The organism is Glutamicibacter sp. NPDC087831 (genome assembly GCF_044742845.1).
Lineage (GTDB): Bacteria > Actinomycetota > Actinomycetes > Actinomycetales > Micrococcaceae > Glutamicibacter.
The window spans coordinates 89,445-115,406 of record NZ_JBIUVH010000006.1; the positions used below are offsets into that span (position 1 = coordinate 89,445).

General features: G+C 61.4%; 22 protein-coding genes and 1 pseudogene. 14 read left to right on the plus strand and 9 right to left on the minus strand.

Annotated elements, in window-relative coordinates:
• Positions 1 to 131: 131 nt before the first annotated feature.
• Positions 132 to 1,016, plus strand: coding sequence for a CoA transferase (locus ACIOJF_RS16640; RefSeq protein WP_402741914.1), 885 nt, complete (start codon positions 132 to 134; stop codon positions 1,014 to 1,016).
• Here the strand turns inward: ACIOJF_RS16640 and ACIOJF_RS16645 are convergent.
• Together ACIOJF_RS16645 and kynA are read right to left on the minus strand one after the other, a co-directional pair.
• Entirely contained in the window at positions 1,013 to 1,732 is a 720-nt protein-coding gene (locus ACIOJF_RS16645) for a PaaX family transcriptional regulator C-terminal domain-containing protein (RefSeq protein ID WP_400343605.1), read from the minus strand. The two genes, ACIOJF_RS16640 and ACIOJF_RS16645, sit on opposite strands and share 4 nt — an antisense overlap.
• Positions 1,733 to 1,841: 109 nt before the next feature.
• On the minus strand, positions 1,842 to 2,708 hold the full coding sequence (gene kynA, locus ACIOJF_RS16650) for a tryptophan 2,3-dioxygenase (protein ID WP_400343604.1): 867 nt from the start codon (positions 2,706 to 2,708) through the stop codon (positions 1,842 to 1,844).
• Positions 2,709 to 2,860: 152 nt separating this feature from the next.
• On the opposite strand from kynA, the gene ACIOJF_RS16655 reads away from it, so the two are divergent.
• The 4 genes from ACIOJF_RS16655 to ACIOJF_RS16670 all read left to right on the plus strand — a co-directional run bounded on the left by ACIOJF_RS16655 (position 2,861) and on the right by ACIOJF_RS16670 (position 6,754).
• On the plus strand, positions 2,861 to 3,544 hold the full coding sequence (locus ACIOJF_RS16655) for a CE1759 family FMN reductase (RefSeq protein WP_402741915.1): 684 nt from the start codon (positions 2,861 to 2,863) through the stop codon (positions 3,542 to 3,544).
• Positions 3,545 to 3,780: 236 nt separating this feature from the next.
• Positions 3,781 to 4,566, plus strand: a complete 786-nt coding sequence (gene hpaH, locus ACIOJF_RS16660; protein WP_105657357.1) for a 2-oxo-hept-4-ene-1,7-dioate hydratase — start codon at positions 3,781 to 3,783, stop codon at positions 4,564 to 4,566.
• Positions 4,551 to 5,360 (plus strand): aldolase/citrate lyase family protein, encoded by an 810-nt coding sequence (locus tag ACIOJF_RS16665; RefSeq protein WP_105657358.1) that lies wholly within the window; start codon positions 4,551 to 4,553, stop codon positions 5,358 to 5,360. The genes hpaH and ACIOJF_RS16665 overlap by 16 nt, the downstream gene beginning before the upstream one ends.
• A 62-nt stretch (positions 5,361 to 5,422) precedes the next feature.
• Positions 5,423 to 6,754 (plus strand): DUF6350 family protein, encoded by a 1,332-nt coding sequence (locus ACIOJF_RS16670; RefSeq protein ID WP_286172070.1) that lies wholly within the window; start codon positions 5,423 to 5,425, stop codon positions 6,752 to 6,754.
• 18 nt (positions 6,755 to 6,772) lie between these two features.
• Here the strand turns inward: ACIOJF_RS16670 and ACIOJF_RS16675 are convergent, their stop codons facing one another.
• Both ACIOJF_RS16675 and ACIOJF_RS16680 read right to left on the minus strand, forming a co-directional pair.
• Complete coding sequence (locus ACIOJF_RS16675) at positions 6,773 to 7,411, minus strand: hypothetical protein (protein WP_402741916.1); 639 nt, start codon at positions 7,409 to 7,411, stop codon at positions 6,773 to 6,775.
• A 105-nt stretch (positions 7,412 to 7,516) separates the two neighbouring features.
• A complete protein-coding gene (locus ACIOJF_RS16680; protein ID WP_402741917.1) occupies positions 7,517 to 8,047 on the minus strand; it encodes a DinB family protein in 531 nt (176 codons plus the stop codon).
• A gap of 148 nt (positions 8,048 to 8,195) precedes the next feature.
• Here ACIOJF_RS16680 and purN point away from each other — a divergent pair, with 148 nt between their 5' ends.
• The 3 genes and pseudogenes from purN to ACIOJF_RS16695 all read left to right on the plus strand — a co-directional run.
• A complete protein-coding gene (purN, locus tag ACIOJF_RS16685) occupies positions 8,196 to 8,765 on the plus strand; it encodes a phosphoribosylglycinamide formyltransferase (protein ID WP_133833195.1) in 570 nt (189 codons plus the stop codon).
• Between the two features lie 32 nt (positions 8,766 to 8,797).
• Positions 8,798 to 10,312 carry an SDR family NAD(P)-dependent oxidoreductase gene (locus tag ACIOJF_RS16690; RefSeq protein WP_402741918.1) on the plus strand — a complete coding sequence of 505 codons (1,515 nt, stop codon included), beginning with the start codon at positions 8,798 to 8,800 and terminating at the stop codon, positions 10,310 to 10,312.
• Between the two features lie 29 nt (positions 10,313 to 10,341).
• Positions 10,342 to 10,422: pseudogene (locus tag ACIOJF_RS16695) on the plus strand (hypothetical protein); the annotation flags it as partial.
• Positions 10,423 to 10,507: 85 nt separating this feature from the next.
• On the opposite strand, the gene ACIOJF_RS16700 reads toward ACIOJF_RS16695, so the two are convergent.
• Together ACIOJF_RS16700 and ACIOJF_RS16705 are read right to left on the minus strand one after the other, a co-directional pair.
• Positions 10,508 to 13,528 carry an alpha-mannosidase gene (locus ACIOJF_RS16700; protein ID WP_402741919.1) on the minus strand — a complete coding sequence of 1,007 codons (3,021 nt, stop codon included), beginning with the start codon at positions 13,526 to 13,528 and terminating at the stop codon, positions 10,508 to 10,510.
• Positions 13,529 to 13,636: 108 nt separating this feature from the next.
• Positions 13,637 to 14,305, minus strand: coding sequence for a histidine phosphatase family protein (locus ACIOJF_RS16705; protein ID WP_402741920.1), 669 nt, complete (start codon positions 14,303 to 14,305; stop codon positions 13,637 to 13,639).
• A gap of 207 nt (positions 14,306 to 14,512) precedes the next feature.
• On the opposite strand from ACIOJF_RS16705, the gene ACIOJF_RS16710 reads away from it, so the two are divergent.
• The gene (locus ACIOJF_RS16710; protein ID WP_402741921.1) at positions 14,513 to 15,082 is read left to right on the plus strand and encodes a TetR/AcrR family transcriptional regulator; all 570 of its coding nucleotides are present in this window, start codon (positions 14,513 to 14,515) and stop codon (positions 15,080 to 15,082) included.
• A gap of 49 nt (positions 15,083 to 15,131) precedes the next feature.
• Here the strand turns inward: ACIOJF_RS16710 and ACIOJF_RS16715 are convergent, their stop codons facing one another.
• Positions 15,132 to 16,469 (minus strand): MFS transporter, encoded by a 1,338-nt coding sequence (locus ACIOJF_RS16715; RefSeq protein WP_402741922.1) that lies wholly within the window; start codon positions 16,467 to 16,469, stop codon positions 15,132 to 15,134.
• Positions 16,470 to 16,656: 187 nt separating this feature from the next.
• Between ACIOJF_RS16715 and ACIOJF_RS16720 the strand changes: the two genes are divergently transcribed.
• The 5 genes from ACIOJF_RS16720 (at position 16,657) to ACIOJF_RS16740 (ending at position 23,751) form a co-directional block, all read left to right on the plus strand.
• Complete coding sequence (locus ACIOJF_RS16720; RefSeq protein ID WP_146112913.1) at positions 16,657 to 17,394, plus strand: hypothetical protein; 738 nt, start codon at positions 16,657 to 16,659, stop codon at positions 17,392 to 17,394.
• 97 nt (positions 17,395 to 17,491) lie between these two features.
• Positions 17,492 to 19,162 (plus strand): bifunctional phosphoribosylaminoimidazolecarboxamide formyltransferase/IMP cyclohydrolase, encoded by a 1,671-nt coding sequence (purH, locus tag ACIOJF_RS16725; protein ID WP_133833188.1) that lies wholly within the window; start codon positions 17,492 to 17,494, stop codon positions 19,160 to 19,162.
• Between the two features lie 357 nt (positions 19,163 to 19,519).
• On the plus strand, positions 19,520 to 21,415 hold the full coding sequence (locus tag ACIOJF_RS16730) for a BCCT family transporter (RefSeq protein WP_181148832.1): 1,896 nt from the start codon (positions 19,520 to 19,522) through the stop codon (positions 21,413 to 21,415).
• A 295-nt stretch (positions 21,416 to 21,710) separates the two neighbouring features.
• Complete coding sequence (locus ACIOJF_RS16735) at positions 21,711 to 22,928, plus strand: NRAMP family divalent metal transporter (RefSeq protein ID WP_105657371.1); 1,218 nt, start codon at positions 21,711 to 21,713, stop codon at positions 22,926 to 22,928.
• Between the two features lie 13 nt (positions 22,929 to 22,941).
• The gene (locus ACIOJF_RS16740) at positions 22,942 to 23,751 is read left to right on the plus strand and encodes a putative hydro-lyase (RefSeq protein WP_402741923.1); all 810 of its coding nucleotides are present in this window, start codon (positions 22,942 to 22,944) and stop codon (positions 23,749 to 23,751) included.
• Between the two features lie 116 nt (positions 23,752 to 23,867).
• Here the strand turns inward: ACIOJF_RS16740 and ACIOJF_RS16745 are convergent, their stop codons facing one another.
• Positions 23,868 to 24,863, minus strand: coding sequence for an adenosine deaminase (locus tag ACIOJF_RS16745; protein ID WP_402741924.1), 996 nt, complete (start codon positions 24,861 to 24,863; stop codon positions 23,868 to 23,870).
• Between the two features lie 395 nt (positions 24,864 to 25,258).
• A complete protein-coding gene (locus ACIOJF_RS16750) occupies positions 25,259 to 25,933 on the minus strand; it encodes a GntR family transcriptional regulator (protein ID WP_402696595.1) in 675 nt (224 codons plus the stop codon).
• Between the last annotated feature and the right edge of the window lie 29 nt (positions 25,934 to 25,962).

Here is a 25,962-nt window from a genome sequence, read left to right on the forward strand (position 1 = left end):
CTCACCATGAACGCTCGCTCCACTCTGCATTGGGAACATCTTCGGGGATTGACATCGCCGACGCAGTGGCAAGCCTTTGTGCCCACGATGCCCAAGAACGCATTATTGCCGCTGGTGGAATAGCCGCGCAGGTGCGATCCCGTCAACAGTGGCTCAGCTCGGCAGAGGGCCAAGCGGCCGGCAGCGGGCACTGGGCTCAATTCCGCATGCGCCCAACAGGTTCGGCTCCGGTCTGGAAATTTGACCCGCGTGCAGCAATGCCCCTTCGAGGGTTGAAGGTTCTGGACCTCACACGGGTCATCGCTGGCCCCACCGCAACCAGGGCGTTGGCAGCACTTGGCGCCCAGGTCTTGCGCGTGGACGGACCGCTGCTCCCCGAATTGCCTTGGCAATATGTTGATACCGGATTCGGCAAGCGCAGCACGCTGCTGGATTTGAAAAACGCAGCAGGGCGGGCGCGGATCCACGAACTACTGCAGGATGCTGATGCCGTCCTCTTGGGCTATCGCCCCGGGGCTTTGGCCAAGGCAGGGCTTGGCGGGGATGAATTAGCCCAGCGGTACCCGCAGCTCGTTGTTGCTGAATTAGGTGCGTGGGGCTTCGAAGGACCCTGGGCCCAACGGCGCGGGTTCGACAGTATCGTGCAAGCTGCCACCGGCATCTCGGAGGCTTACCGTGGTAACGGGCAATCACCGGGCGCATTGCCGGTGCAGGCTTTGGACCACGCCACTGGCTACGGGCTCGCTGCTGCCATCATCGCTTTGGTTCGGGCGCGCAGTGTCCAAGGGCGTACCGGGTCGGTGCGATTCTCCTTGGCTCGGACCGCTCATGCGCTGTTCGCCTTCGACGCCCCGCAACGCCCCGCTCAATTCGACGGTGGCGTGCGGCTGAAGCGGGTGGAAAGTACTTTCGGCACCCTTGAGTATGTCCCGCCGCCCTTCAGCATGGCAGGCCAGGGGCTGGACTACCCTGGTCCGCCTGCTCCGTATGGAGAAGATGAACCAGTCTGGAACTAGGAAGCCAGAAGCGAGCGTGCGAAGAGCAAGGCCGATTCCTGGAATGCGGTGGACAGTGCCAAGAAACGTTCCCTGCTCTCATCGCCAGGCCAGTGGGCGGGCAGCATGAACTCCGGCAAGCCGGGGTCAAGGTAGGGCAGAGCACGCCATGAATCGACCATCGTGACATACCCCCGATAAGCACTGGGCGGAGCAATGTCGCTGGAATCCAGGGAAGCGGTGCTCTCCAGGAACGCTCGATGCAACGTGCCCAGGCGCTCAAGATCCCACCACTGCCCGGCAGCCTGCTGCGGTGTTCCGGGGAAGTATGGTTGCTGGGCGGTAAAAAGCGTCGCGTGTTCCCTGGCTCCCAGGGCATTGAGCACCGCCGATACTTCCTCTCGCAGGTACTCGGGGAAAATCCATAATCCGGAGCCGAGCGTGCCGCCGCCAAGCTGCACGAAATGCTTGCGTACCTGGTGGCGCAGGGAGCGCAAGGTCTCCGGCAGCGAGTAGGCCACCAGGCACCAGGGATCGCTGCCTGACATTTGGCGCGGGGTGAATATTCTTCTGGTGCCACGTTCGAACATCTGTTGCGCCGCGCTCGAAACGCGCAAGGTGGAAGATTGCGCTGCTTCCAGCACTTCCCGGTCAATCAGTCGGGAGATGGCGGTTTGCGCCGCAGGGACCGAAACTCCGGCAGCATGTGCCAGTTCCACTATTCTGGTGCGCGCCACCGGAGTTTTCTCATGCCGTATATAAAGGCCGGTAATCGTGCGGATAATCGAGGTGGCGCTTCCGCATCTCGCCTCGAAATCATCGAGGCTCAGAGCCGTGAGGGAGGTGCTACTTGCCAATTTCGGTACGCACCGCGAACAGCTCTGGGAAAAAGGTCAGGTCCAGGGCGCGTTTGAGGAAGTCAACGCCCGAGGAGCCACCGGTGCCGCGCTTGAATCCGATGGTGCGCTGGACAACGCGCATGTGGCGGAAGCGCCATGCCTGGAAGTTGTCCTCGACGTCTACCAGGTCCTCGCAGGCTTGGTAGAAGCCCCAGCGGGTGTCCTCGGACTCGTAGATATCCTTGAATATTGGCACCAGTGCCTCCTGGAATGCCCAAGGCTTGGTGACGTCCCGTGCAAGCACTTCTTCGGGAATGTCGTAACCGTGGCGGGACAAGGCCGCCAGGAACACATCGTAGAGACCTGGCTCGTGAAGCAGTTTGGACAGTAGCTCGTGGGCCTTTGGATCTGCCTCGTGGACCTTGAGCATGCCTTCATGCTTGTTGCCCAGAATGAACTCCACGGCGCGGTACTGGAAGGACTGGAAACCGGAGGAGGAGCCGAGGAAGTCGCGGAACTGTGCATATTCGCGCGGCGTCAAGGTCGCCAGGACCGACCACTGCTCGGTCAGGGTCTTCTGGATGTGCTTTACCCGGGCAAGGCATTTCAGGGCCTTGCCGAAGTCATCGAGGCCCAGCAGGCGGCGTGCTTCGAGGAGTTCATGGAGCATGAGCTTGAGCCACAGTTCGCTGGTCTGGTGCTGGATGATGAAGAGCATTTCATCGTGGTGCTCGGGAACGCTGACCGGATGCTGCGCTGACAGGATGCGTTCCAGATCAAGGTAGCCGCCGTAGGACATCGTGTTTTTGAAGTCAGTGCGGACGCCATCTTCAATCGCGCGCTGATTCTCGGTCTGTGGCTTCGGAGTGCTCATATGCAGATATTATCAATAAGATTGCGACCGTCACAATAGTGAAAAACCGAATTGAGCCGACGAGGCGAAAAGATCTGCCGATGCCGGGAATACGTCCGGCGCCCCCGCTGTTGATACATGCATACGCATATAAATAGTGAAAGGCAAGAACAGTGAGCAAGTCAGTAGTCGTCATCAGCGGTGGGCTGGGAACCCCATCGAGCTCCTCGCTGCTGGGCCAGCAAATCGGAGAGAATATTGCCGCGCAGCTAGCTGCCGCCGGCCTGCAAGCCGACGTGAGCAATATCGAACTGCGTGAGCATGCTGGTGAAATCACTAATAATATGCTGACCGGTTTCGCCGCCCCGGGCCTGCAAAAAGTTATCGACGCAGTGGTGAATGCCGACGTGCTCGTTGCCGTCACCCCGGTCTTCACGGCCTCGGTCTCAGGCCTCTTCAAGTCCTTCCTCGATATCCTGGACCCTAAATCGCTCAACGGAAAACCGGTCGTGCTCGCTGCCACCGCGGGAACCCAGCGGCACCAGCTCGCGGTTGACTACGCCATGCGTCCGATCTTCTCCTACCTCAGGGCGCAGATCATGCCGACAACGGTTTTCGCGGCTTCGGAAGACTTCGGGGGACAGGGGCTGACTGGCACGCTGGCAGATCGCGCTCGCCGGGTTGCGCGAGAAGTCGCCCTGGCGCTGTCCCTGAACGAAGGGGAATTCTCCGCTGATGCGGATTTGGGGGATACCCGTTCCGTCGCTCCCTCGGTCAGCGAATTCGCCGACCCCGATGATGAACTCTCCTCACTGCCCTTCGAAGCGTTGCTGGCAAACCTCAAATCCGGATCCTGAGTCGGCCGTTCCGCCAGGTTGGGCCCACGGCCATGCACCCGCACCGGGGCGCATGGCGGTGGGCCAAATCTTTTGCGAAAAGGAGCCCGAAGGACCACGAAAAGTCGAGCAGAATGTTAGTACGATGTGCCTTCAATCTCGAACCTCGGTACGATCAAGAACCGTGAGCTAAGTCATCTCTTCGAGATGGCGGCAGCCCCAAGAGGTTTGAACAGTAGTGAAAGGTGTAGCCGTCGATGCTATCCGAGGAAACAATCACGGCCATTGCCGATGAGCTGGTCCAGGCCGGCGAGACACGGACTCCCGTGCCGCGTCTGACCGCACGCTATCCAGAAATGACGGTAGAAGATTCCTACCGGGTCCAGAACCTGTGGCGCCAGCGCTCCGAAGCCGCTGGCCGCGTGCTGGTCGGCCGCAAGATCGGGCTGACCTCCCGCGCCATGCAGATGGCTACCGGAATCACCGAGCCTGACTACGGAATCATCTTCGATGACATGGTCTACGACTCCGGCGCGAAGCTGAAGTGGGAAGACTTCACCGGTGCCCGCGTGGAGATGGAGCTGGCCTTCAAGCTCAAGAAGGACATCGAAGGCCCGCGGGCGAACATTTTCGATGTGCTCGAAGCTACCGAATACGTCATCCCCGCTTTGGAAATCCTCGATGCCCGCGTGGAGATGGAAGGCCGCACCATTGTGGATACCATCAGCGACAACGCCGCCATGGGTGCCATGGTGATCGGCGGCAACCCGGTCAAGCCGGAGAACATCGATTTGCGTTGGGTCTCCGGGATCTTGTTCAAGAACCAGACCGTCGAAGAAACCGGCGTCGCAGCCGGTGTGCTGAACCACCCTGCCGCTGGCGTGTACTGGCTCGCCAACAAGATTGCCCCGCACGGCGACAAGCTCAAGGCCGGGGAAATCATCCTGGCCGGATCCTTCACCCGCCCGATGTGGGTCAATGCAGGGGATACCGTCTTTGCCGATTACGGACCGCTAGGAACTGTGACATGTCATTTCGAGTAGAAGCGGATCCGTCGCTGAAGGATGCGCTCAAGGACGCCGACCACTCGTTGGCAGGCATCTGGGTCTGTTCAGCTTCCCCGCTGATCGCTGAAATCTGCGCAGGTGCAGGGTTCGATTGGTTGTTCATCGATGGCGAGCATTCGCCCAACGACCTGCAGAACATTTTGGCCCAGCTGCAGGCCGTGCGCAGCTACCCGGTCGTTCCAGTGGTCCGCCCTGCGGTCAACGATCCGGTGGTGATCAAGCAGTTCCTGGACCTGGGCGTGCAGTCGCTGATCATCCCGATGGTCAATGATGCCCAGCAAGCCGCCGCTGCCGTCGCCTCCTGCCAGTACCCGCCCAAGGGCGTACGCGGTGTCGGTTCCGCCCTGGCCCGCTCGGCTCGCTGGAACCGCATCCCCGAGTACCTGACCCGCGCTGATGAGACCATCACCATCATGGTTCAAATCGAAGCGGATGAAGCGGTGCGGAACGTCGAGGAAATCGTTGCCACCGAAGGTGTTGACGGGATTTTCATCGGTCCATCGGACCTGGCCGCCTCCATGGGCGTCATCGGCCAGCAGAGCCACCCGGACGTGGTCGCTGCGGTGATCAAGTCCATCAATGCCGCCAAGGCCGCAGGCAAGTATGCCGGGGTCAACGCCTTCGACCAGAAGAGCGCCCGCGAATACATGGCCGCCGGCGCGGATTACGTCGGCGTGGGTGCCGACGTGGCACTGCTGGCGCGTGCCACCGAAGCACTGGCTGCAAGCTTCAATTCCGAGGCCCAAAGCGCTGCTCCGGACAGCTATTAGCCCAGTGTTCTAGGCAACCCTTCAGGTCATCATTGCGCGTCGATCGAGGCCGGTCGGCGCCAATGATGGCAACATTGAAGATGATGAGCCGCGAAAAGAAACCCATGAAGGCAGTGATGTTGCGCCTGCGCAACGGCTGGCCAATGCCCCTGGCGTTGCAGGGGGTCTTCGAGATACTGCAATCCGTGGTCTTTTGCCTTGCCCTGATCACCCTGCCGCTGGTCGCCGTCTATTTCAGCGGAGGCTTCCTCGAAGACTCGTTTGAGGCCATCTTGCAGTTCGGCGGCCTCATTTGGCTGCTTATCCACGGCGTGCCGGTGGAGATCCTGAATCTCGGCCCCGAAGCTGACCCCAGTTCAGTGACCGGATGGGTCACGCTGATCCCGTTGGGACTATCGCTGTTGCCGTTCTTGTTCTGCTTGCGTGCAGGACGGCGCATCGCTCGCGCTTCCTACACCGACCAGCTCTGGCAAGGGCTGCTCGGCGCCTTCGTGGCCTACGGGGCCATCGGTACCGGTATCGGGTTCCTCGCCAATAACGCGCATGCGCGGGTCAATATCATCGCGGCGACCTTCATTCCGCTGATCATCGCGCTCGTGGGCCTGATCATTGGCGCGCGGCGCGAAGCAGGCTCCTGGGCTCGCCTTTTCGGTGTCGATACGGCCGCCTATATCCAGCGGATCTCACCGCATCGCCGCTGGGCCGGATCCTACGTATGGCATGTGATCGTGGCCGGGTTCCTCGGCTATGTCGCTGCCGTGGGAATCTCCGGATTGCTGCTGGCCATCAACCTGGGCGTGCACTGGACCGACGTCGCCAACGTGTCGCAGGAGCTGCGCCCCGGCCCGATCGGCTCGGCCGCGCTGACCACGGTGCAGTTGTCCTTCATCCCGAACGCAGTGTTCTGGGTCTTGTCCTGGATCAGCGGCGGCGGTTTCAGCATCGGTACCGGCAGCACCCTGTCCACCTTGGAAACCACGGTGGGTCCGCTGCCGTCGATTCCGATGCTGGCTTCACTTCCTTCAGGCGAGATGGCCCATCAATGGCTGTTCCTGCTGATTCCCGTGGCCGCGGGCATCGTGGCCGGCTGGTACTTCTTGCGTGTGGGCGAGAACCACCTCGAAGACTGGTTTGCCCGTCGCATTCCGTTCAATGCCCTGTCGCTGGCGGCATCGACCGCGTCCTTGGCGGTCTTCACCGGCATTGTCTGCGGGCTGCTGAGCCTGATCGGTTCCTGGCTGTCATCCGGCTCCCTGGCCATTGGGCGACTGGTTGAGATCGGCCCGAACATGTGGGCGACCGCAGGTGCCTTGGCACTGCAAATCGGTGTGGGCACCGCGATCGGCTACCTGATTGCCCCGCTGTTCGAGACCGACCCGGTACTCGAAGGCTAGAGGCTTGCCGCTGTTGGCCTAGGTCAGGCTGGCCAGGACCAGCGGATTGCCATCGGGGCGGGTGATGGTGATCGTCCCCAGCGCACTGGCAGTCGACTCCTCCATCACCAGCAGCACCGAATCATTCTCGGCAACTACCTGGATATCCTCGGCTTCAAGTTCGGGATGCTCGGCGCGAAGCTCGGAGATGGAGTTCTCCACCGTCACGTCGCTGATGCCAGCCGGCATCAGGTAGGTGACGGTCTTGAAGCTGTTTTCACCGCCATCGACCTTGAGCGGAATACCGTTCTGGACCACATAATCCATCGTCGGGCAGGTGGTCCCGGCGATCTCGTAATCGCCATCTTCTTCCACGGGCTTGGGAACGGCGATCATGCACAGCTGGCCTTCGCTGCCTACTGCGACGTAGTGCCTGCCGAAGTCCGAGGTGGCCAGCAGGTGGCGGGTTTCCGCGTCGTAGGACTCGGTATCCTCAAAGCCTTCGGGAAGCTTGTCATCATCATCCTGCGTTTGCACCAGAAGCGGCATGTATTCTTCAGCCGATGGGACTGGAGCAGCGGATTCACCGGTCTCCGGAATCCCGGCAGAACACGCGGTCAAGGACAGCAGCCCGGTGAAAGCCAGTGCAGAAATTTTCCCGAAATATGCCTTGGGCATGACTGCCTGGCTCCTTATGTAGAACTGTTTTCGCGCGTACGCCAAGAAGTCTAGCCAAAGGGCAGTGCACCTGCCATTTGGCCCCTTCGTTTGTGTCGGGCGCGCCTAGCTGGTCTGCGGAGCCAGATCCCACAGATGATGCATGACGTCATGCCAGGCATACTGATTCAGCGTTTCAATGGTAAACGCGGCACCGTTCGAGCGCAGGCCGCGGCGGGAATACTGCGCCGGGTCGATGCTCGACAGCTTCGCGGCGTAGCGGGCGGCGCTTTCTCGCAACAGCTCGGCGACCTGCCCTGCAGGCAGCGAATTGTAGTTTCCCTCAACGGCGGCCCGGTCCTGGTCCCAGTTGGGGAACGTCGGGTCATCGTGCTCAAGCATCAGGTCCAGGCGCCCGGCCATCACCTGCAGCATTTCGGCGACGTGGGCCACGTACTCCTGGTCGCTCCAGCGGGCAGGGTTCGTGCGGGTCTGGGCATCGGGGCGCGCGAGCACCTCGATATAGCGGTCCACGCACACCGGAAGCTGGGTCATGGCATCGCCGGGCGAGATGCCGCGCACATCGACGGCGCACTGCGCGCACACCGCCTCCAGGACAACGGTCCAGTCCTTGCCGTCGGGAACTATCTGGCTCATCAGCATCTCCACTTCGAATGGAACTCTCAAGGCCAGTTTAGGGCCGGCGCGCGACAACGGTGCCGGGAAAAGGCTTGCGGATCGAAACGCCATGCAACATTGCGTCCGGGATGAAGCGCCGGCCCCGGCGAACCGTAGAATTGAATTCATGCGCATTGTGGTTTTGGTTTCAGGTACCGGTTCTAATCTCCAGGCAGTCATCGACGCAGTGGCCGACGGCCAGCTGGACAATGTCGAGATTGCGGCCGTGGGAGCGGATAAGCACGGCACCTACGGCGTGCAGCGTTCGGCTGAAGCCGGAATCGAAACGTTCGTCGTGAACTTCAAGGACTACGCGGATCGCGGCGAATGGAACCATGCGCTCACCGGAAAGTGCTTGTCCTACGCCCCGGACTATGTTGTCTCCTCCGGTTTCATGCGCATCGTCGGCGAGGAATTCATCAACGCCTTCGACGGCACCTACATCAACACCCACCCTGCGCTGTTGCCGTCCTTCCCGGGCGCCCACGGCGTGCGCGATGCGCTGGCCTACGGCGTGAAGGTCACCGGCTGCACCGTGCACATTGCCGATGCCGGTGTTGATACCGGTCCGATCCTGCGCCAGGAAGCCGTGCCGATTGAAGAGCACGACACCGAGGAATCGCTGCATGAGCGCATCAAGCTCGTCGAGCGCCGCCTGCTCATTGCCACGCTCGCCGATCTCGCCAAGGGAAAATAGGGCGCTGCCCACCGCGTAAAATTGGTGGGGAGATGACTGAACCTACGCCGCTGCCTTTGCAGGCACCAGAAACCGAACTGTTTACCGAAGCAGAACTATCCGCCGCTTTGAAGGTCCTGTCGGTGGTGCACCAGCTGGATCCCGAGGATGAACGGCACATTGCCGTGCGCAGGGCCACCAGCAATATGTTCAAGGCGGCCAAGCGCTACCGCAAGTCCCAAAAGCGTGCCGAGATCAGTGCCGCGGACAGGGCAGTGATCGAGCGCACCGCCACCGGCTCGCCGCAACGGCTGGATGACGATACCCTCGGCCTGGACCTGAGCAGTTCAACCGGAAGCGCAAGCGCCGGGGAATTCCGCAAGCCGCGTGGCTGCTACATCTGCAAGCAGCGCTACACCACCGTGGATGCCTTCCACCATTATCTTTGCCCTGACTGCGCCGCACAGGGACGCGAACGCAGAGACGCGCGCGCGGACCTGGGCGGCAAGCGCGCCTTGCTGACCGGCGGGCGAGCCAAAATCGGCATGCACATCGCGCTGCGGCTGCTGCGCGATGGAGCCCACACCACCATCACCACGCGTTTTCCCAAGGACGCCGCACGGCGCTTCGCGGCACTGGAGGACAGTGCCGAATGGATGCACCGGCTGCGCATTGCCGGCATCGACTTGCGCGACCCGGCACAGGTCATCTCCCTGGCCGACCGCGTCGCTGCCGAAGGACCGCTCGATATCCTGATCAACAACGCCGCCCAGACCGTGCGGCGCACGGCCAACTCCTACCAGCATCTGGTCGAATCCGAGCAGCAGCCCCTGACCGCGCAGTTGCTGCCTGGCAACGGGGGACCGGAGCTGTGGGGCGAAGCGAACCCGCCCTCCGAGCATCCCAAGGCCCTGGCCAGTGCCTTCCGCCTGGAAGAATCAGCCCTGCTGGCCCCGGCGGCATCGGAAAGCTACGATTCGCAGCAGCTGGCCGATCTGGCCATGAGGGCCGGCTCCGCATCGCTGGAACGAATCGCAGCGGGAACCGCAATCGATGCCGGGGGCTTGATCCCGGACGTGGTGACGGATAATTCCTGGACGCAGATCCTGGGTGATGTTGATGCCCTGGAAATGCTCGAAGTGCAGTTGTGCAATGTCACCGCCCCGTTCCTGCTCGCTTCGCGGCTGCGCCCGGCCTTGGCCGCCAGCGGGGCCCGGCGCAAGTACATCGTGAACGTCTCGGCGATGGAAGGCCAGTTCTCCCGCCGCTACAAGGGGGCCGGGCACCCGCACACCAATATGGCCAAGGCCTCGCTGAACATGCTCACCCGCACCAGCGCGGAAGAGATGCTGAAGACCGACCGGATCCTCATGAGCGCGGTGGACACCGGGTGGATCACCGATGAGCGCCCGCATGATGCGAAGGTCCGGAAAGTTGCCGACGGATGGCACGCCCCCTTGGACCTGATTGATGGCGCGGCCCGGGTGTACCAGCCGATCGTTGACGGGGAACGCGGCATTGACCTGTATGGCTGCTTCCTCAAGGACTATGAGCCATCGCCCTGGTAGGGGTCGGCGGAATCCTCCCCGGCTAGGACGCCAAGCCCGGTGATACCAACGGCCAGGGCGTAGGCGGGGTCTGGTATGCGGTTGCTCCGGACGGGAGACTGATCCAGTGATTCCAGCAAGCCAGGACCGTGGATTGCAGCGGGGCTGGACCTTCGCACGCCATGGCGTGCGAAGGTCCAGCCCCGGAACCCGCGGTTACCTGGCCAGGGCGAAGCGCAGGGTGCGCACTTCGAAAGCGCCCAGCTTCAGCGGCACAGCACCATCGGAAAGCTCGATGGCCTGCCCCGCCAGCTCATCTTCCAGCAGGCTCGCGGTGGCTGCAGACAAGGCCTGCGCGTTGACCAACAGGCTGCCGCTGGCACGGCGCCCCAGGGATTCATAGACCCGCACCACCAAATCGCCGGAGTGGTCCGCAGCCAGCTTCACGCTGGAAATCACCAGGCCTTCACCGGTGACCGATACCAGCGGGTCCACGCCGTGGGCGCCATGGACGACTCGCTCTGCGCTGTTGAGCAAGGCGCCGGCTTCTGTTGCCATGGCCACGTCCGCGCCGATGACCAAACCGTAGCGGTGGGCCCGCAGGCCTTGGTCGGTTTCAGGATCCGGGAAGCGCGGGGCTCGCAGCAATGACAGGCGCATGGTTGTCGTGACGGCCGCGTCCTTGGCATCGCGGGTGACATCGAATCCGTAGATGGAATCATTGACCAGTGCCGCGCCGAAGCCGGGTTCCTCGGCCAGCACGAAGCGGTGCATGGAAGTTTCGAACTTCGCCGCTTCCCAGCTGGTATTCACGTGGGTAGCGCGCTTGTGGTAGCCGAACTGGGTTTCGGCAATTGCATGCTCGGCACGGATATCCAGCGGGAAGGCGACCTTGAGGAATTTCTCTGCCTCATGCCAATCGGTACTCTGCGAGATCTGCACGGTCCGCGAGCCTGGCGCCAGCGATAGTTCCTGGACCAGCGTGGATTTGGAGAAGCTGCGGGCAATCGTGATGACCTGGCTGCCGTCCCCGCGCGATGACAGCTCCAGGCTATCGAGCTCGCGCAGGTCGGTGACCTGGTTGCGGTAGTACTTGTCCACGTCCCAGGCGTCCCACATGTTCGGGAAGTCCTGGTGCAATTGCAGCAGGTTCGCTTCCTGGCCCTCGGCGATAGTTTCACGGCCGGTAGCCAGATCCACCGCGGAGGCAATCAGGCCCTGGGCATTGACCGCCACCCGGATGACCGAGTTATCCAGGATGTAGCCGCCATCGGCTGCCGTTGCCCGGACCGCGGAAACAGGAACGGCTTCCACTTCCCTGGCCTGGCCGAAGGCCAGGTTATTGCGCGTGAACGCCGCACCGTTGAATGCAATAGGGGTGGATCCTTCGCCAGCCAGCTGCTGCTGGGCGGCGCGGATCAGCGCTTCGGCCTGCTCGATGACCTGGGCGTAGCGTGCCACCACTTCGCGGTGCACCCAGGCGATGGAGGTGCCGGGCAGGATGTCATGGAACTGGTGGAGCAGCACGGTTTCCCACAGTTCGTCGAGCTGCTCGTACGGGTATTCGGCCCCGGTGCGGATGGCTGCGGTGGCTGCCCACAGTTCGGCCTCGACCAGCAGCTGCTCGGTGCGGCGGTTGCCCGACTTGGTCTGGTGCTGGCTGGTCAGCGTGGCGCGGTGCAGCTCCAGGTAGAGCTCTCCCACCCATACCGGAGGGTTGGGCAGCTCGGCCTTGGCCCGGTCGAAGAAGTCGTTCGGGTGTTCCCACCGGACTTTGGCACTGCCTTCCAGGTTGGCCAGGCGCTTGGCTTTGCCGGTCATTTCCCGGGTGGTGCCGCCGCCGCCATCGCCCCAGCCGACCGGTGCGATGGAGTTGTTGGCAAGCCGGGCTTCGCGGAACTGGCGCGAGGCCTTGGCGACTTCCTCCCCGGAGAGCTGCGAGTTGTAGGTGTCCATCGACGGGAAGTGGCTGAACACGCGCGAGCCGTCGATGCCTTCCCAATCGAAGGTGTGGTGCGGGAATTTGTTCTGCTGGTTCCAGGAGATCTTCTGGGTGAAGAACCATTCGAAGCCGGCACGGCGCATCAGCTGGGGCAGGGCAGGGGAGTACCCGAAGGAATCGGGCAGCCAGACGCCCTTTGAAGCGATGCCGAATTCGTCGCGGAAGAATTTCTGGCCGTAGAGGAACTGGCGGACCAGCGATTCGCCCGAGGGCATCACGGTATCGGACTCGACCCACATGCCGCCCAGCGGCAGGAAGCGCCCGTCGGCAATGGCCTTCTTCACCCGATCCCAGACCTCGGGGCGATGGGTCTTGAGCCACTTGTACTGCTGGGCGCTGGACATGCCGTAGAGGAATTCTTCCTCGTCGCCCAGCAGCTCCACCATCGAGGAGCAGGTGCGGGAGACCTTGCGGATGGTTTCGCGCAGCGGCCACAGCCAGGCCGAGTCGATATGCGAGTGGCCAATCGCGGAAATCTGGTGAGCACTGTGCTCGGCTGGGGCGGCCAGGACCGCTGCCAGCTCCTTGCGGGCGGCCTGTGCGGTCTCGGTAATCCGCTGCAGGTCGAGCACGTCCAACGCGTTGTCCATGGCCTGCAGGATCTGCATCTTGCGCGGGCCGGCCGGCAGCTGCTCTTGCAGATCCAGCAGCACTTCCAGATCCAGCGACAACTCGTGTACTACGGATTCAAAGACCGCCAGGTCCATGCGGCGGGTGGTGTACAGCCGGCGCGAAGACGAGGTAAGGACATCGCCCTGCTCGGTGGGGAGGAACGGGTGGTAGTCCAGCAGCACCGGGTTGGATGCCGCTTCCAGGTACAAGTCGATGACCTCATCGCCTTCGGCCTGACCGGCAATGGGCACCCACTGGTTGCGCGGGTTGATCGCCTTGATGGTGATGCCGTCCGGCCGGTAAACCAGGCCCTCGCACTGGAAGCCGGTCATGTTGACGTCAAATCCCAGATCAATCACGGCTTCCACCCGGCGTCCGGCCCAATGCGCCGGAACCTGGCCCTGCAAATGGAACCATGTGGTGCCCCAGGCCGCGCCCCACGGTGTACCAACCTCTGTGGGCTGGTAGTCCAGTGCAAGGCCCTGCGCAGGAGCTATCGGCTCTCCTGGCAATTCGTGCCAGGAGAGGGCCAATGGCATGGTTTCCGAATATATCGCTGGAAGGATACGTTCGGTCAGAACGCGGCGGACGCGTCCGGTGGTCAGGGAAATGTCGTCGTGCATGAGGGCCTTCCGTTTGTGCGCTCAGCGGAAAATGAGCTCCCCTGCCAGACTACCGAAAAAATAGATGCTGAGTTGGTGCAACTCGCGATCCCCGGTGGAGCGGGGTACTCAGGGGATACCGTCCTCGCCACCCGTTACGTCCTCGGTGAGAACATCGCGAACGAAGTCGCCACCGAGCGGTTCTGGATTCCACCGTTCCAAGGCCCACGTTCCGCCGATGCCCAATTCCAGCAAGGAGCCACCGGTATTCTCGATATGCAGCTCTGCGGCATCGGCAGGCGCCATCTTCGTAGCCCATGCGCTGAAAACGCGAATGGCGGCACCATGGCTGAATACCGCGACCGTGCCGGAGTAGTCCTGTGCCCGGGCGATGGTTTCCAGGGCCTTGGAATATCTTTCAATGAAGTCGTAGCCGTTCGGCCCGCCGGGCATCTTCTGCTCCCAGTCGCCATGCATCCACGAATGCAGGCACATGCCGTAGGCATAGCGTGAGGCCTCGTCGGCCTGCATCTCCAAGGTCCCGGCTGAAATCTCCTCGAGGCCGTCAATGACCTGCAGCTTCTGTCCGGTGGATTCGCTCAATGGCCGGGCCGTCAGCTGCGTGCGGTTCAGCGTCGAGGCATAGATGGACTGCAGCTGCCCGCCACTGAATGCCTGCGGCAGGGCACGAGCCTGGCGATGCCCCAGCGGAGTGAGGCTGGCACCCGGGTAAGCGGTATCAAGCTGCCCGGCAACATTCGATGGGGTTTGTCCGTGCCTGATGAGCTGAAAACGCATATCCGAGGATTCCTTGGCCTTGAGGTTCTAGATCCTAGGGATAGCACGGTTTCTGGAAATGCGGAATGGCTGGGCGCGGGCGCGGGGAGCAAACTTTTCGTTCTGGAAAGTTGATTTCCGCTTCGTCAGAGCACTGCCTGTCCGCTATCGTGAAATCGTCAGGTGGCAAGTCGTGCGCCAGAATTTCCTTCAGATCGGATTCCACTCATGCGTTCAGATGCTCTTCGGCGACGTGAGAACATCCTTCGAGCAGCTCGTGAATTATTTGCAGAACACGGCGCCCAGATTGCGATGGAAACTATTGCAGAGGCCAGCGGAGTGGGCATCGGCACACTGTATCGAAACTTCGCTGACCGGAATGCGCTGGTTGAAGAAGTCACCCTCGGCACGCTTGGGGATATCCGAATCGCCTCCCAATCAGCGGTTCAGCGGCTTGGAGACGGTGACACGGACGCTTGGGAAGTTCTGCTTGGCACGCTGGTCCAGCAGAATCTCGGGGCACTGAGCGAAGCGCTCGGGCTGCAATTGCCACGGAAGATCAGCCCCCGCATTCTGGAGGTCCAGGCAGAGGCCGGCCAGTCCCTGCACTCCGCCTTGGACTTGGCCAAGAACGCGAATTTGGTCCGCAAAGACGTAACGGAGATAGAACTGATTGCCACCATCGGGGCCATGACCCGTCCACTGCCGCGGGCCTTCAGCAAGAGCCAGCCTGGTTTGGAGGACCGCATCGTGCAGATCATGCGCGATGGCTTGCGCCCGCAAACTACGCAGGACTAGCAAATGCCAGCACCAGAAGGTGCTGGCATTCGCCGCTGGCCGATGATCCTTAATCCAAACTCATGCCGCGGGTTTCTGGAGCGAATCGCGCCATGAAGACGACGGCTACCAGCACCAGCGCAGTCGCGCCGGCAAACAGCCAGCCCAGCCCGACCACTGGCCACAGCGCCGCGAAAAGCAGGGGACCGAAGCCGGCGGCAAAGCGGGACATGGTCGAGGCCCAGCCGAAACCGCTGGCGCGCAATTCGGTGGGGTACAGCTCGGAAACGTAGGCATACAGCACAGGAATAGCGACCTGGACCACCACGCCGAAGACCAGCACCCAGGCAATCGCGGTCGCTGGGATATGCAGGTTCTGGGCTACGATCACAAGCACGATGCCTGAGATTGGCGCGGAGATCGCCAGTAGCCATTTACGGCCAACCCGCTCCACCAGCAATGCTGCCAGAATAACGCCCACCAGCCCCATCAGGGCCATCACCGCGGTAGCGAAGAACGACGCTGACTGGGCCATTCCGGCCTCGGTCAGAATCGATGGCAACCAGGTCAATGCCAGGTAGTAGACCAGCAAAATGGTCATGAACAGCAGCCAGCTGGTGGCGGTGATCTTCCAGGAGTACCGCCACAGCGAGGCGACCTGCTCCCACCAGCGCGGAGCCTTTTCCAATTCCACAGGTGCAATTACGTACTCGCGCTCAGTGGCCCCGGTGCGTTCCACGAGCTGGTCGATGACCGCACGGGCCTCGGCGTCGCGGCCCTTGGCTGCCAAGAACAGCGGGGATTCGGGCATGGAGCGCCGTACCAGGTACACCATGAACGCGGGCAGGATCATGACCGCCAGGATCAGCCGCCAATTATCGGCGGTGGCCATCACCCACCCCGAAACGAAGAAGGACAGTGCCGCGCCCACCGGCCACCAGCCATCCATGGCGGTGAGCACGCGTCCGCGCAGCTTGGCAGGGGTGAACTCGCCGACGAGCGCATAGTCCACCGGGATGCAGCCTCCCAGGCCGACGCCGGCCAGGAAGCGGAAGGCGACGAAGAAGCCGAAATTCGGGGACAGCGCGCCGAGGATGGTGAATAGCGAGAACATCAGAAGCGTCAGGCTGAAGGCGTTCTTGCGTCCATAGCGGTCGGCGATCCCGCCCCAGAGGAAGGCGCCCACGGCCATGCCCACCAGATTGGAAGTGCCCAGCAAGGCCGCGGTGGGACGGTCAAGCCCCCACTCTTCGGCGACCAATGGAATCAACGCGCCGTTGAGGGTCACGTCCCAGGCATCGAACATGAAGCCGAGTCCGCCGATAATGAAAATGGTGCCCTGCACCTTCCATTTGAACGGCAGCTCTTGCACGATCGATGTGCCAGAAGGCAGGGGTGCGGAAGACACAGTGGTGCACCTTTCGGTGTGCGAGCAGAAATGGTTTGTACCGCGTGAAGCATAGCCGAAAACCAGGTTCCAGGTGTAGCTCTCTACGCTTCTTCTCCCGCCACGTCAAGGCCTGTTGTCTGCGCCGGCAAGGGGGTAATCTCTGGACATGGGAGTAGATTGGACCGCTCTCGAAGAGGCTATACGGGTGACTGCCCTTCGACACGCAGCGGAAGTGATAGCTGGACACCCCGACCAGGACTTCTATGCCATTGCCTTGCATGGAGTCAGCACCGAGGAAAGCGAAAGCATCGCCATGCCGTTGCTGGCCTTGAACTCGGTGCAGGCCCTGGAACGAGATCGCCTCACGGAGTCTCGCGAGCAATTGGTGGAACGCGGTGAAGACGCCGATGAGCCTGCCGATTACGAGGACCGTCCCGATGCCGAAGGCGATGGAAGCCTTGAACCTGAAACCGTCACATTGGAAGACGATTCGCTGCTGATCACGGATTCCGATGATGAAGACGAAGACCAGCCGGATGACGAGGATTCCGACGGGGAAGATCTCGACGACGTCTTGGCCTCCTTGGAAGCGGATCTGGAAGACAGCGACGAGGAGAGCTTCTACTCGGATAAGTGGGAACCCAGCGATTGGCACTGGTCATCCATTGATTTATGCGAAGATCCCGCGGCCACGCTATGGTCCGAGGCGATGACCGGACTGGCAGCGCGTGATGGCTGGGAACCTACTATCAAGCGCTACTATCACACGCTGGTTGCGGTAGCCCGGTCGTTGCGCGAAGAGTTGGGCGAACGGACCAAGGCAGATCTCGTGGCCTATGTCGCAGATGAAGAACATGCAGAGAAACTTCTGCAGCTTTGCCTGACTGACAAGCAGCTTTCTTCATATTTCCCGCACCTTTCCTCATTGCCGGAAGGGGCTTGACACGAACTGAAATTCCGGTGCCTTCCTTGGTTAGAATGAAGGCGGTGGCCTCTGCGCTGCCCGCCCCATTCATTCTCACCGCCGGGAGAAAAATTTCGTGAGTAAGACCGTGCTGGACAAAGTCGCTATCCGTCGCGCACTGATTTCCGTCTATGACAAGACCGGCTTGGAGGAGCTGGCCGCTGGATTGCACGCCGCAGGCGTGCAGCTGGTATCCACCGGCTCCACGGCCAAGAAGATCGCTGCCGCTGGAATTCCCGTGACCGAGGTCGAGCAGGTGACCGGTTCCCCTGAAATGCTCGATGGCCGCGTCAAGACCCTGCACCCGCGCATCCACGGCGGCATCCTTGCGGACCGCCGCGTCACCGAGCACATGGATACCCTGTCCTCGATGGATATCGAGCAGATCGACCTGGTAGTGGTGAACTTGTACCCCTTCGTGCAGACCGTCGCCTCGGGTGCCTCGCAGGATGAAGTTGTCGAGCAGATCGATATCGGGGGCCCAGCCATGGTCCGCTCGGCAGCGAAGAACCACGCCGCCGTTTCCATCGTGGTTGATCCAGTTTTCTACCCGCAGGTCATCTCCGCAGCAGCCGAGGGCGGCTTCGATCTGAAGACCCGCCAGCGCCTGGCCGCCAAGGCCTACGCTCACACCGCAGCCTATGACACCGCGGTAGCTTCGTGGACCGCAAGCCAGTTCCTGGATGAGGACGGCGACGGCGTCATCGACTGGCCAGCCTACGCAGGCGTGGCCCTGCAGCGTGCCGATGTGCTGCGCTACGGCGAAAACCCGCACCAGCAGGCAGCGCTCTACGTTGACGAAGCCGCTCCAGCCGGCATCGCCCAGGCTGATCAGCTGCACGGCAAGCCAATGAGCTACAACAACTACGTGGATGCAGATGCTGCACTGCGTGCCGCATACGACTTCGAGAAGCCGGCTGTGGCTGTGGTCAAGCACGCCAACCCTTGCGGTGTGGCCGTCGCTTCGGATGACGCGGCAGATCCAATCGCTGATGCGCACCGCAAGGCCCACGCTACCGACCCGGTGTCCGCATTCGGCGGCGTCATCGCCGCCAACCGCACGGTCACCAAGGAAATGGCAGAAACCGTCAAGGGCATCTTCACCGAGGTGGTCATTGCCCCGGACTTCGAGGCCGAAGCCGTGCAGATCCTCTCGGCCAAGAAGAACATCCGCCTGCTGGCCCTGCCAGATGGCTATGGCCGCAACAAGAACGAGTTCCGCCAGGTAAGCGGTGGCATGCTGGTCCAGGCCGGCGACAAGATCGATGCCGAGGGCGACAAGCCAGGGAACTGGACCCTTGCTGCCGGTGAAGCTGCTGACGCTGCTACCTTGGCAGATCTGGAATTCGCTTGGAGCGCCGTGCGCGCCGCGAAGTCCAACGCGATTCTGCTGGCCAAGGACGGCGCTGCAGTGGGCATTGGCATGGGCCAGGTCAACCGCATCGATTCCTGCAAGCTGGCCGTGGAGCGCGCCAACACCCTGGGCGTCAAGGTCGAATCCGGCGCAGATGCCGCCGGTGGTGCAGAGAACGCTGACGCGGCTGCTTCGGAACAGCGTGCCGTGGGCTCCGTGGCCGCTTCGGATGCTTTCTTCCCATTCGCCGACGGCCTGCAGATCCTCATCGATGCCGGCGTCAAGGCTGTTGTGCAGCCGGGCGGCTCGGTACGCGATGAGGAAGTCATCGCGGCAGCGAATGAAGCAGGCATCACGATGTACTTCACCGGTGCACGCCACTTCTTCCACTAGTCGAGCCGCGTCGTGAGGAAGGCTGCTGCCAAGACATCCAAATGTCTTAGCAGCAGCCTACTTCGCTTGCTGGCAAGCTGCCAGCAGATAGGCACCAAGCTTACTATGACGGCCGCCGTATGCGGGCTCTGCTCCCGTCCTCGGTACAAACCGGCAAATCGACTATTCCATCTGATTGCCTAGGGAGAATGCCAGTTTCTGAACAGCCTAATGGGTAGGGTTCTCTTCGGGGGTCGAGCAGGTGGAATGGAATTAATCGGGTCCGACGCAATATTATGTGAAGTTATGGATACTGATAAGTCACGTCCAAGAAGTTCAGCAGACAGGTCTGGAGAAGTTTCTTCGGCTTCTCCGGATATGCAAGAAAGTTCGGGGAAGAAGGCCAACAAGGTTAAGAACGCATTGCGCGGTGTCGCGAAGGAACCAGCATTTGGGATCCACCCAGGTTTGATTCCGGGGATCAGCGTTGAGGACACCGGAATCAAGTTTTCGACGCGCCGCAGCGTCTTCGTTGTGGCGTTGCTGGTTTCAACCGCGGTCTTGGTCTGGGCCATTTTCGCGCCGAGCAATCTGAACCTGGTGGGAACGACCATGCAGAGCTGGGTCGTGGAAAACTTCGGCTGGCTCTTCAATCTCACCGTGGTTGGAATCGTCATTTTCATGCTGGTGGTCGGCTATGGTCCGACGGGGAAGATCCGCCTCGGCGCCGATGACAGCGTTCCCGAGTTCTCGACAATTTCCTGGATTTCGATGCTCTTCGCTGCGGGGTTGGGCATTGGCTTGATCTTCTACGGCCCGCTTGAGCCGTTGAGCCACTTCATCACGCCGCCGCCTTCGACAACTGCCGAAGCGGAATCCGCGGCAGCGGTGCTTCCAGCCATGACCGACTCGATTTTGCATCAAGCCAGCTTCGCATGGTGCATCTATGCGTTGGTGGGCGGAGCCTTGGCGTATGCGTCCTACCGTCGCGGTCGCCTGCCTCTGATCTCCTCGCTCTTCGAACCGGTATTCCCCGGAGGAAATAACAAGGTCCTGGGCAAGATCATCGACATCTTCGCGGTGCTGGTGACCCTGTTCGGCACTGCAACCTCGCTGGGCATCGGCGCGCTGCAGATTCGTACCGGAACGAACATCATTACCGGTCTGGAGCTGGGCAACGGATATGTTGTCGTCGTGATCAGCATTCTGACCGCGGTCTTCACGCTGTCGGCCGTAGCCGGCATCAAGAAGGGCATTCGCCTGCTTTCTAATGCGAATATGACCCTCGTCGTAGCCATGGCCTTGTTCGTGCTGGTCACCGGACCCACGGTCTTCATCCTGGACTTGGTTCCTACCTCACTGATTGCCCTGATCGGCAACTTGCCTGAGATGCTTACCGTTGCCGCGAGTCAGGGCGAGGTGCAGAAGGAATACTTGACCGCCTACACGACTCTGTATTGGGCATGGTGGATCTCGTGGTCGCCATTCGTGGGCATGTTCATTGCAAAGATTTCCAAGGGCCGCTCCCTGCGCCAATTCGTGACCGTGGTGGTCTTTGTGCCGGCCGCGATTTCCATCATCTGGTTCGTCGTTTTCGGTGGCAGTGCCATCTGGATGCGGATGACCGGGCAAGACATGGAGGTGAAGAACTCAGGTGAGAATGTCATGTTCGATCTGCTCTCGAATCTTCCCTTCAGCCCGGTGATGTGGGTGGTCTGTTTGGTGGCAATTCTGGTGTTCTTCGTGACGGCAGCGGATTCCGCAGCCAATGTCATGGGCTCGATGTCCCAGTCCGGTCGACCCGAGCCCTCCAAGCCCGTGACCATTGTGTGGGCTGTCGCCCTCGGCCTGATTGCCATGTTCCTGCTGCTGGCCGGCGGACGCAACGCGCTGTCTGGCTTGCAGTCGATCATGGTAACCTGCGCCTTGCCGTTCACCGTGATCCTGATCGGCGTGATGATCTCCTGGGCCATGGACCTGAGCAATGATCCGCTGATGATCCGCCACCGCTATGCGGTCGAGGCGATCCGCGGCGGTGTCCGCCGGGGCATCGACGAGCATGGCGATGACTTCGTCTTCGGCGTGGCCGCAGTGCCCGAGGAGGAAGGTGCGGGCGCGGACTTCGAAAGCGATGACCCGGCGCTAACCGAGTGGTACACGGATACCGGAGTGCTGGATATCGTGGAAGTGAAAAAGGAACTGACCGATGAGTCCGCGACGCCTAAGGGAATCGAGGCCAAGCACGAGGAGCTTGGCGATTCGAAGCAGTCCTGAACGCTGCGCTTCCTGGGATGCAGCGGCAAGAAACCTTTGGGGCCGGGCAGGGCACCGAGTAATCGAAGGCCCGCGCGGCCCCATTTGCCTGATCGCCGCACGGAGCCCTGATCACCTTCATATTGGCGTTTTCAGCTGAACCGGCATGCGGGTGAGCTGCCACAGTAATTTAAAAGCGCAAAAATTCGAAAATTGTTGAACAACCCGTTGCAATAGTTGTTCAACAACCTGTATTGTCTTGTGCGTTACATTGATTCTGTGACAGCTGTCACCACTATCGCATTGGAACGTCATCATGGCACTTCCTGAGTCAACATCCCAAAGCAGCAAGGCGCGGCGCACGGCGCTCCTAGGCGCCATGTTCCTGATGGCCACCAGCGCCATCGGACCGGGCTTCATCACCCAGACCACAGAATTCACGGTCCAAATCGGCGCGGCCTTCGCCTTCGCCATTGTCGTCTCCATCCTTGTGGACATCGCGGTCCAACTGAACGTCTGGCGCGTGATCGGGGTATCCGGAATGCGTGCCCAGGAACTGGGCAACAAAGTCGTCCCTGGCATCGGTTGGGTACTGGCCGCACTGGTATTCATCGGCGGCATGGTCTTCAACATCGGCAATATCGCCGGCACTGGACTGGGCCTGAACGCCATGCTGGGTGTTGACGCCAAAATTGGCGGCGCCATCTCCGCGGCCATCGCCATCCTGGTCTTCCTTTCCAAGAAAGCCGGCATGGCATTGGACCGCATTGTGGTGATGCTGGGAGCCGTCATGATCCTGCTGATGTTGTACGTGGCAATTGTCGCCGCCCCACCGGTGGGCGATGCGATCCGCAACGTGGTACTCCCCGAGAAGATCGATTTCTTGATCATCACCACCCTGATCGGCGGCACCGTTGGCGGCTACATCACCTACGCCGGCGCCCACCGCATGATCGATTCGGGCACATCGGGCGTGGAGCATGTCAAGGCGATCTCCAGCACCTCGACGCTGGCAATCATCGTCACCGGTGTCATGCGCGTACTGCTCTTCCTGGCGATCCTCGGCGTTGTGGCTGGCGGCGTAGCGCTGACCAGCGACAACAAGGCTGCCGAAGCTTTCGGCCACGCCGCGGGCCCCATCGGCATCCGTGCCTTCGGCGTCATCCTCTGGGCCGCTGCGCTGACCAGTGTGATCGGTGCCGCCTACACTTCGGTTTCCTTCATCACCAAGCGCACCACCCCGGAGCGCACCCGCAACCTGATCACCGTGGCTTTCATCGTGGTCTGCGGGATCATCTACCTGTTCCTGGGCAAGGCGCCGGCAACCCTGCTGATCTTCGCCGGAGCCTTCAACGGTCTGATCCTTCCGGTGGGCTTCGCAATACTGCTCTGGGTCGCATGGCGCCGCCGCGACCTGATGAACGGATACAACTACCCCAAGGCCCTGCTGGTCATCGGCGCCTTGACCTGGCTGCTCAGCGTGTACCTCGGCTGGAACTCGATTTCGGGTCTGGCAGCCCTCTGGAACGGCTAGGAGCCAAGCAACCATGAAGGACTTGAAGAATCTCGGGCATTCCGAACGTGCGGCGATGGCCCCGAGCGAAGCTCGCGAATTGTTCCGTGCCGGGCAGGTGCTGCCTACCGCCGGGATCAGCGCTGGATATGCGCAGGCAAATCTGATCATCGTTCCACGGGAACTGGCCTTCGATGTGCTGCTCTTTGCCCAGCGCAACCCCAAGTCCTGCCCGATCCTCGGTGTCCTGGAGGCGGGGCAGACCAGCAACGAGTTGCTGGCAGGCGGGGACATCCGTACCGACGTGCCGAAGTACATGGTTTACGAAAACGGGGTCAAGGTGGATGAGCCCACCGACCTGTCCATGTACTGGCGTGATGATCTGGTGACCTTCATTGTCGGTTGCTCGTTCACCTTCGAGAGCGCACTGATGGAAAGCGGCATTTCCATCGCGCATATCGACCAGGGCGTGAACGTGCCAATGTACAAGACCAATATCCGCTCGCAGTCGGCCGGAGCGATGTCCGGTCCGATGGTGGTCTCCATGCGTCCGATTCCAGCCTCTCAGGTTGCCGACGCGGTACGCATTACCTCGCGCTATCCAGCTGTGCACGGGGCTCCGGTGCATATCGGGAACCCCCAAGAGCTGGGCATAGCAGATCTGGGGTCACCGGACTTCGGAGATGCAGTGCAGATCCCGGAAGGGACGATTCCGGTGTTCTGGGCCTGCGGCGTCACGCCGCAGGCAGCCGTGATGGAGTCCCGCCCGGCCTTGGCCATCGGCCACGCACCGGGGCACATGCTCATTACGGATATCAGGGATTCCCAATACCAGGTTCCCTAGCCCATAGACCGAACGAGGCGGCCTCACCCCAAGGGGGCCGCCAAGTTCCCACCAGGGCCTTTGGCACTGGATCGAACGCGGTGGCCTTCCCCCAAGAGGCCGCCGCGTTCCCATGTCTAAAGGCTTTGCCGCTGAACCCAGGCCTGGACTTCGGCAAGCCGTACCTGCTTGGATTCTTCATCCAGGAATGCGGATTCAAAGGAATTCCTTGCCAGCGTAGCCAACTGCCCGGTGCTGAAGTTGAAGCTTGCCATGAGCGAGGCAAAATTGGCATCCATGTATCCGCCGAAATAGGCAGGATCATCAGAATGCACCGAAACCTTCAAGCCCTTTTCGAGCATCTGCGGCAACGGATGATCGGCCATGGTGTCCACCGCACGCAAGCGGATGTTGGATAGCGGGCAGACAGTCAAAGGCATCTGCTCGTCGACCAAGCGCTGAACCAGCGTCGGGTCGTCCAGGCAACGGATGCCGTGGTCCACGCGCTCAACCTCCAGCAAGTCCAGTGCCTGCCAAATGTAGTCAGCAGGGCCTTCCTCGCCCGCATGGGCAACGACGTGCAGGCCGTGGGCGCGGGCATAGGCAAAGACTTCCTGGAACAGCTCGGGCGGGAAACCCACCTCCGAGGAATCCAGGCCGATGCCATCGATATCGTGCTTCTCGGCGACCAGCACCTTCATCAAGTCCATCGCTTCTTCCGCTGGGGCATGGCGCCAGAAGCACGCGATGAGCTTGTGGGAGATCCCCCAGCGTTCTGCGCCCTCGGCCAGGCCGGAACGGATGCCGGCGATGACCTCGCCCAGGCCCAGTCTGCGCTGGATGTGAGCCTGCGGATCGAAGAACAATTCCACATGGCGCACGCCGGAGTCATGGGCGCGCTGCAGGTAGGCCACGGTGATTTCGTGGAAGTCTCCAGCAGTGCGCAAGACCGCCATATTCGCATAGAACAGGTCGAGGAAGGATTGCAGATTGCTGAACTGGTACTTGGCACGCAGCTGGTCAACGGTGGCATAGGGCAGCTCAACACCGTTTTTTGCCGCCAGCGCCATGATCATTTCTGGCTCCAGCGTTCCCTCAAGGTGGATGTGCAATTCGGCTACAGGCAATTTCACGGGTGGTGCGACCTTCCAAGCAGGGGACGAGGGCCTAGGCCGTGATGAAACGGCGGTGGCGCGCAATGGTTTCGTTAAACCATACGTTGGCTATCTATGTGCTTGCTTGGTTTGTCCGTGCGTCGAGGAAACCCGCAGGGCGCTGGGCTTGCGGCTGTCCGCACCGGCAGGCAGGCGGCGGCGATAGCATCAAGGATCCGGAAAAACCGGTGATCGCAGTGAAAATTCCGCGGAGCAAACCCGGATTTGGCGTCGGGGGCATCCTTGGAAAACAAGGGTGCACAACGCGATGAGGCAAGCGCTGGAGGCTGGCATTTGCCGCAAAGCAGTGAGGAATGCACGGCGCGGATGAGATGGAAATCGCAAGTGGCATGGGCCAAGGCCCTGCTCCATGCCTACTCCGAGCGTTGGGCGATGTGGCTGAGCAATTCAGCTTCAGCGGTGTCGAGATAGCCGCGCAGGGTCTGGGCGGCTTCCAGGCGCTCTCCGGCGCGGAGCATGGCCAGCAGATTCGCATTGCGCTCTACGTAGTGCGAATGGAAATCCGGGGCGTCGCTCATGGCGTGGAAGACCAGGCGCATACGAGCCAGCACGCGGCTCATCAGCTCCTGGAGCAGTTCGCTGTCGGAGGAGGCCACCAGCTGCTTGTGGAAAGCCTGATTGGCATTGGCCATCCGCGGCACGTCGCCGGCAGCCAGACCTGTGCGAGCCTCCTCGATGATTTTGCCCAACCGGTCCAGATCAATGTCTTGGCCCCATGCCAGGCATGCAGGCTCGACCGTGCGGCGCACCGCATAGATTTCCCGCACATCATCAGCATCCGGAGAAGCCACGAAAACACCCCGGTTGGGGATCCGGGTGATGATCAGCTCGCTATTGAGCAAGGTGAAGCTCTCGCGCAAGGTATTGCGCGAGAGCCCCAACGATTCAGCCAGGGTCTGTTCGGAAAGCTTGTCACCGGGCAATAGCTCGCCTTCGGCAATGCGGCGGCGCAGCTCATTGGCAGCCCAGAGCCCGCTGTGCGCGTGAGGGGCCTTGGCTGGATGCGAGGTGCTGCTGGTGGCTTTCATGCTTCCAATTTATCCCAACTGGCTTGCGG

Bases quoted from the DNA above. Each gene is read 5' to 3' on its own strand.
- kynA (WP_400343604.1), bottom strand. From the start codon at position 2,708: ATGAGCACTCCGAAGCCACAGACCGAGAATCAGCGCGCGATTGAAGAT.
- hpaH (WP_105657357.1), top strand. From the start codon at position 3,781: ATGCTATCCGAGGAAACAATCACGGCCATTGCCGATGAGCTGGTCCAG.
- ACIOJF_RS16665 (WP_105657358.1), top strand. From the start codon at position 4,551: ATGTCATTTCGAGTAGAAGCGGATCCGTCGCTGAAGGATGCGCTCAAG.
- ACIOJF_RS16670 (WP_286172070.1), top strand. From the start codon at position 5,423: ATGATGGCAACATTGAAGATGATGAGCCGCGAAAAGAAACCCATGAAG.
- ACIOJF_RS16675 (WP_402741916.1), bottom strand. From the start codon at position 7,411: ATGCCCAAGGCATATTTCGGGAAAATTTCTGCACTGGCTTTCACCGGG.
- ACIOJF_RS16680 (WP_402741917.1), bottom strand. From the start codon at position 8,047: ATGAGCCAGATAGTTCCCGACGGCAAGGACTGGACCGTTGTCCTGGAG.
- purN (WP_133833195.1), top strand. From the start codon at position 8,196: ATGCGCATTGTGGTTTTGGTTTCAGGTACCGGTTCTAATCTCCAGGCA.
- ACIOJF_RS16690 (WP_402741918.1), top strand. From the start codon at position 8,798: ATGACTGAACCTACGCCGCTGCCTTTGCAGGCACCAGAAACCGAACTG.
- ACIOJF_RS16700 (WP_402741919.1), bottom strand. From the start codon at position 13,528: ATGCACGACGACATTTCCCTGACCACCGGACGCGTCCGCCGCGTTCTG.
- ACIOJF_RS16705 (WP_402741920.1), bottom strand. From the start codon at position 14,305: ATGCGTTTTCAGCTCATCAGGCACGGACAAACCCCATCGAATGTTGCC.
- ACIOJF_RS16710 (WP_402741921.1), top strand. From the start codon at position 14,513: ATGCGTTCAGATGCTCTTCGGCGACGTGAGAACATCCTTCGAGCAGCT.
- ACIOJF_RS16730 (WP_181148832.1), top strand. From the start codon at position 19,520: ATGCAAGAAAGTTCGGGGAAGAAGGCCAACAAGGTTAAGAACGCATTG.
- ACIOJF_RS16735 (WP_105657371.1), top strand. From the start codon at position 21,711: ATGGCACTTCCTGAGTCAACATCCCAAAGCAGCAAGGCGCGGCGCACG.
- ACIOJF_RS16740 (WP_402741923.1), top strand. From the start codon at position 22,942: ATGAAGGACTTGAAGAATCTCGGGCATTCCGAACGTGCGGCGATGGCC.
- ACIOJF_RS16750 (WP_402696595.1), bottom strand. From the start codon at position 25,933: ATGAAAGCCACCAGCAGCACCTCGCATCCAGCCAAGGCCCCTCACGCG.